The sequence below is a fragment of the Gordonia desulfuricans NBRC 100010 genome, assembly GCF_001485495.1.
Taxonomy (GTDB): domain Bacteria; phylum Actinomycetota; class Actinomycetes; order Mycobacteriales; family Mycobacteriaceae; genus Gordonia; species Gordonia desulfuricans.
Window position 1 is genome coordinate 1 of the sequence record NZ_BCNF01000118.1, and the last position, 13,828, is coordinate 13,828.

Consider the following 13,828-nt stretch of genomic DNA (forward strand, 5'->3'; position numbering starts at 1 on the left):
CTATCCCGACTCCGACATGGCCGCCCCGGAATGGAACCCGGACGTGCCCTGGCATGTCCTCTACCACCAAGCGAACTACGCTCGCCTACAAGAAGCGAAAGCCCGGTGGGATCCACTCGGCTGCTTCACCCACAAGCTCGGTGTCACGACGTGAACCGTGATCACCGCGGGAATTCGGTCCTGTTGTGCCCAAGGCACTCTGACGGCCCCGATCGACGATTCACCCGTCTGGCCGGCATGACGTCGAGGCCGGCATCCCGACCCAGCGCAATCGTCTCCTCGACACCGGATGCGTGCAACGACCCGGCCACACTGGTACATCGCGCCGGGCTCCCTCGACGACCCTGCCACCATCCGCCTCGACGGAATGATCATCGCCCCTCCGGGCCGACCGCCAAATGGGCCACCCGCGCACGTCGTCGTCCGCGTAACGGGTCCGAACCTGCACCGCTTCGGCGACGGGCCGGCGATGATGCTACCCGTGGACGAGGCACAGATTCTGGCGAGCGAGACTGCGAGATATGCTCGCGGGCAATAGAAGTCACTGATTCATCCGATGCGCGCGACGGTCCGGCGAGCGCCGATCGTCAGATAGTCGCTACTCGCCGACCTGACCGTCGATAGCCTCCCGAAGAAGGTCGGCGTGCCCGCTGTGGCGGGCGTGCTCCTCGATCATGTGCAGTAGCACGTACCGTACCGAGTAGGCCTCACCGTCAGACTCCACCGTGTAGTCGAGGTCGGGAGCTGCGCGAGAACGCCGCGCGAGGTCCTGCACGCGTTGTGCCATCGAATGAATGTCTCCCGCGCATCGGAAGCGTCCACCTCGAAGCTGCCGTCGGCGCTCGTCGCCCATATTGGTTGGGCGTCGGCGCCGTCGAGCACGACGCTGAATCAGCTCATCTCCACGGCAGCCATGTGTCGGATCAGCCGGAGCAGCGTCAGAGCAGACGGCGGGACGGCGCACCGCGCTTGAGGTCGTCGTCCGTCGCCCCTTCGCACTTCATCGCGAGCGTTGCGCGGTGGTAGTCCAGGAACGCAGTCAGCGAGGCACGTTCGCCTGCGCTCTGCGGCGGGTGAACTCGCGGGTCTTCGACCAATCGCTTGATCATCGCAGCCCTCCTGGGCACCGAAACACCGGCCACCTCCGCGGACGCATCGACCGCCCCGGCATGTCAGATGCGGGTCCCACACCATGAGACATGCTCACCACCGACACCTCACCAGGCCCTGTGAAGCATCCCCGGTTGGTTCGCATCACCCCTGTTCGCGCGCAATTGCGGCAACACGTGGGCGGCCCGTCTCCGACACCTCGACCACGAGGAGGCCCCAGTTGGGGCCCGACACAACTGCAAACTAAGTTCACATACCACCAAAACATGTAAAAATCTTGCCTCAAACTTTACATATTGTGGCGAGCTGTGAGAGGGTCAGCCGCATGACCTGGGAGCCCGAGAAGCCATACAACGCACTACCACCACCACCCGAGGTTGACGTACTGGAGACCAGGTCTGTACTCAAAGCAGCCATCGGCGCGAGAACTGCTCTTGCAAAGCTTGACCAGGCTGCGTTCTCAATGCCCAACCCGACCGTCCTGATCAACTCGATCCCCGTCCTGGAGGCGCAGGCCAGCTCCGAGATCGAGAACATCGTCACCACGACAGACGAACTGTTTCGCCACATCGACGACGACGAGGCGTCAGCCGACGCAGCCACTCGCGAGACCCTGCGTTACCGCACCGCCCTACGCAGAGGGTTCTCCCTTACCCAGGAACGGGGACTTACGGCCTCAACTGCGTCGGCCGTGTGCAGCATCATCAAGGCCCGCGAGATGAAGGTACGAGCCGTCCCAGGGACGAGAATCGCGAACCCTGGCACCGGCGAGGTCGTATACAGCCCACCCGAGGGGCGGGACTTGATCGTGGAGAAGCTGAACGCATGGGAACACTTCGTTCATGCCGAAGACGGACTCGACCCCCTCGTCCGTATGGCTGCCGCTCACTACCAGTTCGAAGCGATTCATCCGTTCTCGGATGGCAACGGACGAACCGGACGAATTCTGAACGTCCTGATGCTGGTTGAGGCAGAACTCCTACGGATGCCAGTCCTGTACCTGTCTCGCTACATCATCGACACCAAGAACAACTACTACCGACTCCTTCTCGCCGTCACGTCGGAAGGCGCATGGGAAGAGTGGGTGCTCTACATTCTCGCCGGTATCGAGAGCACGTCGTTGATGACCCTCCGCAAGATCGACGCCATACGCGATCTCCAGGAAAGCTTCGGACAGCGTTCGCGTGCAATCAACAAGGGCACCGCACACTCTGAGTTTCAGTCGCTCCTGTTCGAGCAGCCCTACTGCCGCATCAACACAGTGGTAGAGCGTTGTGACGTGTCACGTCCGACGGCTACGAGCTGGCTCGGTTCTCTCGCCGCAGCCGGGCTACTTCAGGACATCAAAGTTGGGCGCGACCGCCTGTTCATCAACCGCGAGTTCCTGCGTGTGCTGGCTCGCCCTGAGCCCCTGGTCGCGACATAGAAAGGATGTTTACATGGCTCGAAAAAGTATGAAAAACAGCTAACAAAGTTAGCAGTTTTTAGTGACCTAGGTTACATCTGGAGCTCGCGACCTGGCACTACAGCTCCCGACCGACTTGTTCGACGAGGATCCCGATACCGTCGGTGTAGCCCACGGACTCGCCTGATCAGCAGCGGGTGTGGGCGAATCGTGGGCAGCAAGGCCCACAGACGCCCCCGCCGTACGGTAAAAGAGCCCTACCTGCACAGACAGGTGAGGGCCTCGGCGGAAGCGGAGGGATTTGAACCCCCGGTGGTTTTACCCACGCTCGCTTTCAAGGCGAGTGCATTCGGCCGCTCTGCCACGCTTCCCTGCCGCAAAGGGTACGTGACCTCCCGACGTGGGGTCACACCGACTCGGTGACGAGATGTGCCACGATCGGCACATGCGCGCGATCACAGTGTCCCCGTCCGGTGAGTTGTCGATCTCCACCATCCCCGACCCCGTCGTCGGCCCCGGCGAGGTGGTGATCGACGTCGTCGCCGCGGGGGTGAACCGTGCCGATCTGCTGCAGCGTGCCGGGCACTATCCGCCGCCGCCGGGTGCGCCGGACACCCTGGGCCTGGAGGTGTCGGGACGGATCTCGGCGATCGGTGAGGGTGTGGACGGCTGGGCCGTCGACGACGAGGTCTGCGCCCTTCTTGCCGGCGGCGGCTACGCTGAACGCGTCGTCGTCCCCGCACCACAGGTACTACCGGTACCGGCCGGGGTGTCCCTACGCGATGCCGCGGCCCTGCCCGAGGTTGCCTGCACAGTGGTGTCGAATCTCGTCGAGGCGGCACACCTGCAGTCCGACGAACTCCTGCTGATCCACGGAGGTTCCAGCGGAATCGGTACGCATGCAACTCAATTGGCACACGCCCTGGGCGCACGGGTGGCGGTCACCGCCCGCACCCGGGACAAGCTCGAGCGTTGTGCGGGATTCGGCGCCGACATCCTGATCGACTACACCGCAGAGGATTTCGCGGAGGTGGTGCTCGAGCACGGTGGCGCCGACGTCATCCTCGACATCATCGGCGCAAAGTATCTGGCGCAGAACGTGTCCGCGCTCGCCACCGGTGGACGTCTGGTGATCATCGGGATGCAGGGCGGCACCAAGGCCGAGTTGTCGATCGCGACGCTGATGAACAAGCGCGCATCGGTGATCGGCACCACGCTGCGCGCCCGTCCGGTCGACGGCGCGGATGGCAAGGGCCACATCGTCTCCCGAACCCGCGAGGTCACCTGGCCACTGATCGAGGCAGGAAAGATCCGGCCCGTCGTCGACGGCGTCTTCGATCTCGCCGACGCCGATCAGGCGCATTCGCGGCTGACGAGCGGCGATGCGGTCGGCAAGATCCTGCTGCGGGTGGCCGACTGACGAGATCGGTACCCGGTCAACGCGATCGAGCGCCCAGTCAACACGGTTAGGCGCCCGGTCAACGGGATTGGGCGCCCAGTCAACGGGATTGGGCGCCCAGTCAACGGGATCGGGCGCCCAGTCAACGGGATTGGGCGCCCGGTCAACGGGATCGGGTGCCCAGTCAACGGGATCGGGAGCCCGGCCAACGAGATCGGGTACCCGGTCAACGCGGTTGGGCGCCCGGTTAGGGTTCCACGCAGGCGTCGCGGACCTTGGCGAAGATGTCGCCGATCTGCCGGTACTCGTCTTCACTGAGCGCGTCGACGACGCAGCGTCGGATGACCTGGTCGCGCAGGACCAGCTGCCGGTCGAGTTCGGCCCGGCCGGCCTCGGTGATCCGCACGAGCCGGTGGCGGGCGTCGACGTGCGACGGCACCCGATCGAGTAGCCCTTCGTCGAGGAGGCGGCTGACCACCCGGGACACAGTGCTCAACCCGGCATGCATGGCGGTGGCGAGTTCACTGATCCCGGCCGACTCACGTTCGGCGATGATCTCCAGCAACCGCATGTCGGTGGCCACCACACCCTGCGCCCCGAAGTGCGCTTGCACCTGGGCCATCAGTGCCCACCCACCGTCGACGAAGGTGTGCCAGACCTTCAGCTGGTCTGCACCCAGGCGTTGATCGCGCCCTTCTGCCGCCGGTAGGTCGTCGCTCCCCGCATCTGACTTCCCAGTGTTCACTTTCCTCAACATAGTTCAGGTCCCCGACCTCAGCCCAATCGGGCGTCCATCGGAGAGACGACAATCTTCCACCCGTCAGGCAAGCTACCTTCCACCCGTCAGGCAAGTGACCCGAGGGTGCGGACCAGGTGGTCGACCTCGTACGGCGCCGAATACGGGCCGAGACCGATGGTGACCGCTCCGCCGAAGTCGTCGGCCCCCATCCGGGCCAAGGCGCGGCTCGGACGGTCGGCGAGCGCACAGATCCCGTTGTCGGCGAGGCGACGCACCACGGTGTCGGCACCGACCCCGTCGACGGCGAAGCTGACCAGCGGGATCCGCCGGTCTCCGCCACCGATCACCGAGACGTGATTGAGCTGGTCGAGAGTGGTGGTCAGGTAGTAGCCGAGCCGTTGCAGGTACTCCCCGACCCCGTCGAGCGCGGTGACCAGCCGGCGTCGGCGTTTGCCCAGCGCATCCGGATCGAGCCCGGCGAGATGCTCCACCGACGCGACCACCCCGGCCAGCAGCGCCCCCTGGTGCTCACCCACCTCCAGCCGTGCGGGCCCGGTGGTCCGCGGATCGGAGGACAGCGTGGCCAGTCGGTCGAGGGTGTGCGGGTCGGCGAAGGCCAGCGCCGACATCCGCGGCCCACCCCAGTTCTCCGCCGACACCACCAGCACGTCGGCACCGAGTTCGGCGGCGTCGAGCGGCACATACGGGGCGGCACTCGACGCATCGACCACCAGCAGCGCCCCCACCTCGCGGGTACGCCGGGCGATCTCCGACACGTCGGTCAGCGTGCCCATCGTCGACGACGCGAGCGGCACCGCCACCACCGCCGTCTGCTCGTCGATCAGGTCGTCGTACTGCCAGGTGGGCAGCTCACCGGTCTCCACGTCGATCTCGGCCCACCGCACCCGGCCGCCCACCCGGCCCACCGCCCGCACCCACGGCACGATGTTCGGTTCGTCGTCGGCGCGGCTGACCACCACGTTCCCGGTCAGCCAGGTGTTGGGGTTGATCGCCTCGGCCAGGGTCCACAGCAGCACGCTGCGCGACGGCCCGAGCACCACTGCCCCCGGGGAGGTCGCGGTGAGGTCGGCCAGGGCCCGGCGAGCACCGTCGAGTGCCTCGGCGGTGGCCTCCGCGGCCGGATACCGTCCGCCGGGAGCCGCGACGAGCTGGCGGAACCCGGTGGACACGGCGCTGGCCACCGAGTCCGGGATGAGCATGCCGGCCTGCGGGTCGAGGTGGATCCAACCGTCGCCGAGCGAGGGGAAGAGTCCACGGACATGCGCGACGTCGAACGCCATGCGAACACGATAGACGCCGGCCGGTCCCGTACCGCCCGGGATCGCCCGCCCCGCGCCCCGACCCCGGCACGCCCACCCGGGCGCCGTCGGCCCGCCCCGCCGTCGGTCACGATTGGCACAATGGAGCGCATGGTCATCGACGCCAACCCCGACAACCCGTTCGGCAACCCCGATCCCGACGGCGAGCACGGCTCCCCCGACGACCGCGTCGTCCTCGTCGGCGCGAGTGCCCCGCTCGGTGCCACCGCGGCCGCCGAGAACTCCGACGAAGGCCACAGCGTCGCCGACATGGTGGAGCAGCCGGCCAAGGTGATGCGGATCGGCACCATGATCAAGCAGCTCCTCGAGGAGGTCCGGGCGGCTCCGCTCGACGATGCGAGCCGCAACCGTCTCCGGGCGATCCACCAGTCGTCGATCCGGGAACTCGAGGACGGCCTCGCCCCGGAACTGCGGGAAGAACTCGAACGCCTCGCACTGCCGTTCACCGACGACGCCACCCCGTCCGACGCCGAGTTGCGGATCGCGCAGGCACAGCTGGTCGGCTGGCTGGAGGGCCTGTTCCACGGCATCCAGACCGCGCTGTTCGCCCAGCAGATGGCGGCCCGCGCACAGCTCGAACAGATGCGTCAGGGTGCGCTCCCACCGGGGATGACGCCGCCGGTCGGCGGGCACGGCAACACCGGGCAGTACCTCTGACCATCGTCTGCGCCGTCGCCGACGACCCGCGCGGCAGCGGCCCCGGCTTGCGCGCCGGTGTCCGCCCGGTTCCCTCGGTCGGCGGCGGCGCAGTTCTGACCGGCAAGTATTGTGGGGGCTCGTGTCAGCGGAAGTGAACGACCAGCGGATCATCCCGCCGCCCCCGCCGGGGATTCAGTCGCGGAGCCTGCGTCGGGCATTCGGCGACATGGCGGCCGGCCTGCGGTCCCGCGAGCTGTGGCTGCATCTCGGCTGGCAGGACATCAAGCAGCGGTACCGGCGCTCGGTGCTCGGTCCGCTGTGGATCACCATCGCCACCGGCGTCACCGCCGTCGCGATGGGCCTGCTCTACGGCCAGCTGTTCCACATGGACATCAAGACCTTCTTGCCGTACGTGACGCTCGGGTTCATCTTCTGGAACTTCATCCAGAACTCGATCCTCGACGGCGCGGAGGTGTTCTCCAAGAACGAGGGCCTGATCAAACAGCTGCCCGCACCGGTGAGCGTGCACGTGTATCGCAACTCGTGGCGGCAGCTGATCATCTTCGCCCACAACATCGTCATCTACCTGGTGATCCTGATCGTCTTCCCGCAGCCGCTGAACTGGACCGTGGTGCTGGTCATCCCGGCGATCGCGCTGTTCGTGCTCAACGGCATCTGGGTGACCATCGTGTTCGGCATCCTGTCGACCCGATTCCGCGACATCGGTCAGCTGCTGACCACCGCGGTGCAGCTGGTGTTCTTCATGACCCCGATCATCTGGACCACCGACAGCCTCGGCCGGCAGACCGGCGAGCAGTCCGAGCGGCTCAAGCTGGTCGAGCTCAACCCGATGTATCACTACCTGGAGATCACCCGCGGCCCGCTGCTGGGGCAGTCGGTGGCCTTCTACCACTGGCTGATCGTGCTGGCCTGCACCGCCGTCGGCTGGCTGATGGCGATCCTGGTGATGCGCAACTACCGGGCCCGCGTGGCCTACTGGGTGTGAGAGAGACACAGATGAGCATGACCAGCATGAACAGTTCGGTCCGCGTCGACACGTGGGGCGCCTGCGTCGACTTCCCCATCTTCGACGCCAAGACCCGCTCGCTGAAGAAATCGGTGATCGGGGCCGCCGGTGGCGTGATCGGCTCCAACTCCTCCAACGTGGTCGTCGTCGAGGCGCTCAAGAACATCGACCTGCATCTCGAGCACGGCGACCGCATCGGCCTGGTCGGCCACAACGGCGCCGGCAAGTCGACGTTGCTGCGGTTGCTGTCGGGGATCTACGAGCCCACCCGTGGCGCCTGCCAGGTGACCGGCCGGGTGGCACCGGTCTTCGACCTCGGCGTGGGCATGGACCCGGAGATCTCCGGCTACGAGAACATCATTATCCGCGGCATGTTCCTGGGCATGAGCCGCAAGGAGATGCTCAAGAAGATCGACGAGATCGCGGAGTTCTCCGAACTCGGCGACTACCTGCAGATGCCGTTGCGCACCTACTCCACCGGCATGCGGGTGCGTCTGGCGCTGGGCGTGGTGACCAGCATCGATCCGGAGATCCTGATCCTCGACGAGGGGATCGGCGCGGTGGACGCCGAGTTCATGAAGAAGGCCCGCGCGCGACTGGCCGCACTCGTCGAGCGGTCGGGCATCCTGGTCTTCGCCAGCCACTCCAACGAGTTCCTCGCCCAGCTGTGTGACCGTGCCCTGTGGGTCGACCACGGCGAGATCCGGATGGACGGCGGGATCGAGGAGGTGGTCGGCGCCTACGAGGGCCCGGACGCCGCCGCACACGTCCGCGAGGTGATCGCCGGGATGGCTCGACAGGAATCCGCCGAATGAGCGTGCCGCACAGCACCTCCGAGACCGTGGTCGCGGTGGTGGTGACCCATCGCCGCGCCGAGTTGCTGAAGGCCTCACTGGCCGTGGTGTCCGAGCAGTCACGCCCGGTCGACCACATCGTCGTCGTCGACAACGCCGACGAACAGCAGGTGGCCGACCTGGTTGCCGCACAACCGGTTCCGGCCACCTACCTCGGATCGAAACGCAATCTCGGCGGGGCCGGCGGATTCGCCCTCGGCATGCTGCACGCACTGGCACTGGGCGCGAACTGGGTGTGGTGCGCCGACGACGACGGCCGCCCGGAGGGCCCCGAGGTACTCGCCACCCTGCTCGACTGCGCCCGGCGCCACGAGTTGTCGGAGGTGTCGCCGGTGGTCGCCAACATCGACGACCCCGACACCCTCGCCTTCCCGCTGCGACGCGGACTGGTGTGGCGCCGCAAGCGTTCGGAACTGTTCGAGAACGGTGCCGACAGCGGCGACGACCTGCTGCCCGACATCGCATCGCTGTTCAACGGCGCACTGTTCCGCGCCGAGGCCCTCGAGATGATCGGCGTCCCGGACCTGCGGCTGTTCTTCCGCGGCGACGAGGTGGAGATGCACCGCCGGCTGCAGCGGTCGGGTCTGGCATTCGGAACCTGCCTGACGACGGCGTATCTGCATCCGTACGGCTCCGACGAGTTCCGGCCGATCCTCGGCGGGCGGATGCACACCCAGTACCCCGACAACGCGACCAAACGGTTCTTCACCTACCGCAATCGCGGCTACCTGATGAGCCAGCCGGGTATGCGCAGACTGCTGCCGCAGGAGTACGCGCGGTTCGGGTGGTATTTCCTCGTCCAGCAGCGCGACGTCGACGGTTTCCGCGAATGGCTGCGCCTGCAACGACTGGGACGAAAAGAGCATTTCGTCCGACCGTGAATGCGCCGGAATCGGCATTCACCGCCACCGATTGACGGTAGAACACGTTCTAATTTAGAGTTGCGAACGTGATTCTTGACCGCTTCCGCCTCGACGACAGGGTTGCCGTCGTCACCGGTGCCGGACGGGGTATCGGTGCCACCATCGCGACCGCCTTCGCCGAGGCCGGTGCCGACGTCGTGCTCTCGGCCCGCAATGTCGACGAGCTCGAATCGGTCGCCGAGCAGGTCCGCTCAGTCGGGCGCCGCGCCCTGGTCGTCCCCGCCGATCTGGCGGCCACCGAACCCGGCGATCTCGTCGCACCGACCATCGAGGAGTTCGGTCGTCTCGACATAGTCGTCAACAATGTGGGCGGCGCCTATCCGTCGCCGCTGATGCGCACGCGCACGAAAGACCTTGCGCGAGCATTCGATTTCAACGTCCTGACCGCACATTCGTTGACACTGGCGGCAGTTCCGCATCTGAGGCAGGCACCGGGCGGCGGATCGATCATCAACATCGCCTCGGCCGTGGGGCACCTCTCCGGCCGCGGATTCGCCACCTACGGGACGGTCAAGGCCGCGCTGGTGCACTACACCCGACTGGCCGCACTCGACCTCAATCCCCACATCCGGGTGAACGCCATCGCACCCGGATCCATCGTCACCTCGGCGCTGGAGGTGGTGGCCGCCGACGAGAACCTTCGCTCGGCGATCGAACAGAAGACCCCGCTGCGCCGTCTCGGCGAACCCGAGGACATCGCCACTGCCGCACTGTATCTCGCGTCTCCCGCCGGGGCATATCTGACCGGCAAGCTGCTCGAACCCGACGGCGGACTCGTCGCCCCCAACTTCGAGTTGGAGATCCCCGATGTCTGATCCCGCCGGTGCCGACCGCACCGCGATCGAACGCCTCAAGTACCGGTATCTGCGCGGCCTGGACACCAAACACTGGGACGATTTCGCCGCCACCCTCGCCGACGACGTCACCGCCGCATACGGCTCCACCGTCGACGGCACACCGCTCGCCTTCGACAATCGCGCCGACCTGGTGGCCTACATGCGCCAGACCCTCGGGCCGTCGGTCATCACCGAACATCGGGTGACCCATCCGGTCATCGTCGTAGACGGCGACACCGCGACCGGCGAGTGGTATCTGCAGGACCGGGTGATCGTGTCGGAGATGGATTTCATGCTGATCGGTGCGGCGTTCTATCGCGACACCTACCGGCGCACCGCCGACGGCTGGCGGATCGCTGCCACCGCCTACGACCGCACCTACGAGGCGACGATGAACCTCGGCGGTCTGCGATTCCATCTCACCCCCGGCCCGGCCCTCGCCTGACGATTCACTCCGACCGATCCGGACAAACCCCATTCCTTCGACTAGAACGTGTTCTAGCGTGGTAGTCGTCCCGCCCACCCGAGGAGGCATATCGTGCGGTTCACCTTCGCCGAGGCCATGACCGATCCCGCCTACTATGCGCCACTCGCGCAGGCCGCCGAGAAGGCCGGATTCGCCGGGTTCACCATCCCCGATTCACTCGCCTACCCGGAGGAGTCGGATGCCACCTATCCGTACACACCCGACGGCAACCGCGAGTTCCTCGAGGACAAGGCGTTCATCGAGACCTTCATCCAGGCCGCCGCACTCGGTGCGGTGACCTCGTCGATCCGGTTCACCCCATTCGTGCTGAAGCTTCCGGTACGCCCGCCGGCCCTGGTCGCCAAGCAGGCCGCGTCGGTGGCATACCTGACCGGCAACCGGCTGGCCCTGGGTGTGGGCACCAGCCCGTGGCCCGAGGACTACGACGTCATGGGGGTGGACTTCGCCCGCCGCGGCAAGCGCATGGACGAGTGCATGGACATCTTCCGCGGACTCACCACCGGCGAGTACTTCGAGTTCCACGGCGAGTTCTACGACATCCCGAAGGTCAAGATGACCCCGGCACCCACCGAGCCGGTGCCGCTGCTCGTCGGCGGGCACGCCGACGCCGCACTGCGCCGCGCGGTGATCCGCGGTGACGGCTGGATGCACGGCGGCGGTCCCGCCGAGGAACTCGACGCCCTGCTCGACCGGATCGCGGCCATCCGCAAGGCCGAGGGCAAGGCCGACGACCCGTTCGAGATCCATGTCATCTCGCTCGACGCCTACACCGTCGACGGATGCAAGCGGCTGGAGGACAAGGGGATCACCGACGTGATCGTCGGATTCCGAGTGCCCTACATCATCGGGCAGGACACCGAACCGCTGCAGAAGAAGATCGACCACCTCAACTGGTACGCCGACAACGTCATCGCGAAGGTGAACCGATAGCGATTCTCCGTCCTGGATCAATCAACGAATAGTGCTGCTGCCGTCGATGGTTGATCCGACGAGGAGCGTAGCGAGGGCACCGTTTAGTTCGAGGTGGTCACCATCGGAGGTGACCTACCGAGGTTTCGACACGGGTCCTCGCTACGCTCGGTCCCGGCTCAACCACCGTATTAGGTTGCCACCATGGATGGTTGATCCGACGAGGAGCGTAGCGAGGGCACCGTGCACTTCGAGGTGGTCACCACCCGAAGTGCCCTACCGAGGTTTCGACACGGGTCCTCGCTACGCTCGGTCCCGGCTCAACCACCGTATTAGGTTGTCACTCTCCGTCGAACAGGCGTTGCCAGTTGTCGGGGCCGGTGAGCTCCGGGACCGCCGACCGCCACATCTCGGCCAGCTCGGGACCCCGGCGCCGCAGCTCCAGGCACAGGCGCGCCAGCTCACGGGCCTGCCGGACGGCGATACCCTTGTCCCGGCGTCGGATTCGGACACCGGTCTGGGAGGAGTCGGTGACGACGGCCTCGGCGAACAGGCCGACATGCCACCAGCGATTGTCGTGGGCGGAGATCGCGACGCGACCCGGGGCGAGCCGGCCCAGATATTGTTTGACCACCCGCTTGGCCAGCACCTGATCCAGCCTATCCCGCTGCGGATCCGGACCTTTCACCACGATCGGCGGATCGGCGGCGAGTCCGGTCGCGGCGTCCACGCGGACGGTGTCGGGGTAGTCGGCCCGCAGCCGGGCCAGCTCACCGAGCTTGGCCTGCCCGCCGTCGTGCAGCACCGATGGCCCGCTGATGAAGTCACGCACCGCGAGCAGGAAGGTCTCGGCCAGGCCGTACTGCATCGAGACGATGTGCTGGGTGATCTCGCGGGCGACCACCCCACTGATCTGCTTCGGATCGAACCGGCCGTGGATCGCCGACACGATCATCGCGTTGCGCCAGCTGAAGTAGCGCGTCCAGTCGTTGTAGTCCTTCAGGTGGAAATCGGCATGCCACACACCGGCATTCGGCAGTGTGACGGTGGGGAAACCGGCCTTGCGGGCGCGGATGCCGAACTCGATGTCGTCCCACTGGAAGAACAACGGCAACGACAGCCCCACGGCTGCCACCGCCTCGGCCGGCAGCAGACAAGACCACCACCCGTTCCAGCCGGCGTCGGTGCGGACGTCCTGCTGATCGGTCAGCGCGTCGAGCCCGTTCCTGCCGTTGGCGCTGGGACGTCCGGCCTTCAGCTCGTCGAGCGCCTCCCATTCGCCGGTCATGTGCACCCGGTAGGTCTCCGACAGCAACAGCATCTGTGAACCCACCAGGATCGGGCGGGTGGCGTTGGCCGACATCGCCGACAACCGGATCACCGACTCGGGTTCGCACAGGATGTCGTCGTCCATGACGACGATGTCGGTGCTGCACTCGCCGGAGCGGGTCAGTTCGCGGATGCCGCGATTGAAGCCGCCCGCCCCACCGAGATTCGGCTGCGTGACGTAGTGGAGCCGATCGCCCAGCAGACTCTTCACGCGATGGAACTCGTCGTGGTCTTCGACGCGTCGGGTCCCCTGGTCGACGACGTGGACCGCGTCGATCAGGTCGGCGGCCGCGGCGTCACCGCCGAGGGTCAGCAGGGTCGAGATCGCCTCCGCGGGACGGTCGTATGTGCACATCACCACCGAGATCCGCCGGTCCCGTTCCGGCGCGGGCACCGACCAGGTGACCTCGGAGATCTGTGCGCCCCCGCCGATCGCGGTCAGCTCGAACCAGATCCCGCCACCGTCGACGAAGCGACGGATCTCGAGATCCACACTCACCTCGCCCTGACAGGTGATCTCCCGGGTCTGCAGCGGACGGCGCCGACCGCTCGCATCGGAGGCCACCACGTCGAGCCGTAGCAGCGTCTGCGGCCCACACGCGTGGTGCAGGGTCAGCCGGACGTCGGTGACGGCGGTGTAGCGCTGCCAGTAGCTCGCGGCGAACCTGCCGAAGTAGGTGTTGGTGCTCACCACGGCACCGGGTTCGAGCCGTAGTGCGGTGCGTTCGGGCCGGATTCGGGCGAGATCGGCGTCGACGTACATGCCCGGGACCACCCGGGGATCGGGTCCGGCGAACAGTGTTCGTTGAACGGTCATCCGATGCTCGTGCT

Annotated in this window: 15 protein-coding genes and 1 tRNA gene; 10 read left to right on the forward strand and 6 right to left on the reverse strand. The window is 66.5% G+C overall.

From position 1 onward, the window contains the following. A partial coding sequence (locus GD1_RS24415; RefSeq protein WP_157079548.1) for a BBE domain-containing protein occupies positions 1 to 154 on the forward strand: 154 nt, incomplete at its 5' end. A gap of 444 nt (positions 155 to 598) precedes the next feature. Here GD1_RS24415 and GD1_RS25065 read toward each other — a convergent pair. Both GD1_RS25065 and GD1_RS25070 read right to left on the reverse strand, forming a co-directional pair. Further along, positions 599 to 787 carry a mycothiol transferase gene (locus GD1_RS25065; RefSeq protein WP_020792346.1) on the reverse strand — a complete coding sequence of 63 codons (189 nt, stop codon included), beginning with the start codon at positions 785 to 787 and terminating at the stop codon, positions 599 to 601. A 151-nt stretch (positions 788 to 938) separates the two neighbouring features. Next, positions 939 to 1,109: a DinB family protein gene (locus GD1_RS25070; protein WP_169798201.1), complete on the reverse strand. Its 171-nt coding sequence runs from the start codon at positions 1,107 to 1,109 to the stop codon at positions 939 to 941. 326 nt (positions 1,110 to 1,435) lie between these two features. Between GD1_RS25070 and GD1_RS18275 the strand changes: the two genes are divergently transcribed. Further along, complete coding sequence (locus GD1_RS18275; protein ID WP_053778703.1) at positions 1,436 to 2,536, forward strand: Fic family protein; 1,101 nt, start codon at positions 1,436 to 1,438, stop codon at positions 2,534 to 2,536. 265 nt (positions 2,537 to 2,801) lie between these two features. On the opposite strand, the gene GD1_RS18280 is transcribed toward GD1_RS18275, so the two are convergent. Further along, positions 2,802 to 2,886: transfer RNA gene (locus tag GD1_RS18280), tRNA-Ser, on the reverse strand. A 74-nt stretch (positions 2,887 to 2,960) separates the two neighbouring features. Between GD1_RS18280 and GD1_RS18285 the strand changes: the two genes are divergently transcribed. Beyond that, positions 2,961 to 3,935: an NAD(P)H-quinone oxidoreductase gene (locus GD1_RS18285; protein WP_053778702.1), complete on the forward strand. Its 975-nt coding sequence runs from the start codon at positions 2,961 to 2,963 to the stop codon at positions 3,933 to 3,935. A 226-nt stretch (positions 3,936 to 4,161) separates the two neighbouring features. On the opposite strand, the gene GD1_RS18290 is transcribed toward GD1_RS18285, so the two are convergent. Next, entirely contained in the window at positions 4,162 to 4,659 is a 498-nt protein-coding gene (locus GD1_RS18290; RefSeq protein ID WP_020791626.1) for a MarR family winged helix-turn-helix transcriptional regulator, read from the reverse strand. 98 nt (positions 4,660 to 4,757) lie between these two features. Then, positions 4,758 to 5,954: an aminotransferase class V-fold PLP-dependent enzyme gene (locus GD1_RS18295; RefSeq protein WP_053778701.1), complete on the reverse strand. Its 1,197-nt coding sequence runs from the start codon at positions 5,952 to 5,954 to the stop codon at positions 4,758 to 4,760. A gap of 120 nt (positions 5,955 to 6,074) precedes the next feature. On the opposite strand from GD1_RS18295, the gene GD1_RS18300 reads away from it, so the two are divergent. The 7 genes from GD1_RS18300 to GD1_RS18330 all read left to right on the forward strand — a co-directional run bounded on the left by GD1_RS18300 (position 6,075) and on the right by GD1_RS18330 (position 11,689). Beyond that, positions 6,075 to 6,650, forward strand: coding sequence for a bacterial proteasome activator family protein (locus GD1_RS18300; protein WP_020790389.1), 576 nt, complete (start codon positions 6,075 to 6,077; stop codon positions 6,648 to 6,650). A 121-nt stretch (positions 6,651 to 6,771) separates the two neighbouring features. Further along, a complete protein-coding gene (gene wzm, locus GD1_RS18305) occupies positions 6,772 to 7,638 on the forward strand; it encodes a galactan export ABC transporter permease subunit Wzm/RfbD (protein ID WP_059039063.1) in 867 nt (288 codons plus the stop codon). Between the two features lie 17 nt (positions 7,639 to 7,655). After that, positions 7,656 to 8,474, forward strand: a complete 819-nt coding sequence (gene wzt, locus GD1_RS18310; protein WP_152972924.1) for a galactan export ABC transporter ATP-binding subunit Wzt/RfbE — start codon at positions 7,656 to 7,658, stop codon at positions 8,472 to 8,474. Next, positions 8,471 to 9,394, forward strand: a complete 924-nt coding sequence (glfT1, locus tag GD1_RS18315; protein WP_059039064.1) for a galactofuranosyltransferase GlfT1 — start codon at positions 8,471 to 8,473, stop codon at positions 9,392 to 9,394. The genes wzt and glfT1 overlap by 4 nt, the downstream gene beginning before the upstream one ends. A gap of 68 nt (positions 9,395 to 9,462) precedes the next feature. Beyond that, positions 9,463 to 10,251 (forward strand): SDR family oxidoreductase, encoded by a 789-nt coding sequence (locus GD1_RS18320; RefSeq protein WP_020792796.1) that lies wholly within the window; start codon positions 9,463 to 9,465, stop codon positions 10,249 to 10,251. Beyond that, entirely contained in the window at positions 10,244 to 10,717 is a 474-nt protein-coding gene (locus GD1_RS18325; protein ID WP_020792795.1) for a nuclear transport factor 2 family protein, read from the forward strand. The genes GD1_RS18320 and GD1_RS18325 overlap by 8 nt, the downstream gene beginning before the upstream one ends. A gap of 93 nt (positions 10,718 to 10,810) precedes the next feature. Continuing rightward, on the forward strand, positions 10,811 to 11,689 hold the full coding sequence (locus GD1_RS18330) for a TIGR03619 family F420-dependent LLM class oxidoreductase (RefSeq protein WP_053778698.1): 879 nt from the start codon (positions 10,811 to 10,813) through the stop codon (positions 11,687 to 11,689). 319 nt (positions 11,690 to 12,008) lie between these two features. Here GD1_RS18330 and GD1_RS18335 read toward each other — a convergent pair whose 3' ends face one another. Continuing rightward, entirely contained in the window at positions 12,009 to 13,814 is a 1,806-nt protein-coding gene (locus GD1_RS18335) for a glycosyltransferase (protein WP_238403712.1), read from the reverse strand. Between the last annotated feature and the right edge of the window lie 14 nt (positions 13,815 to 13,828).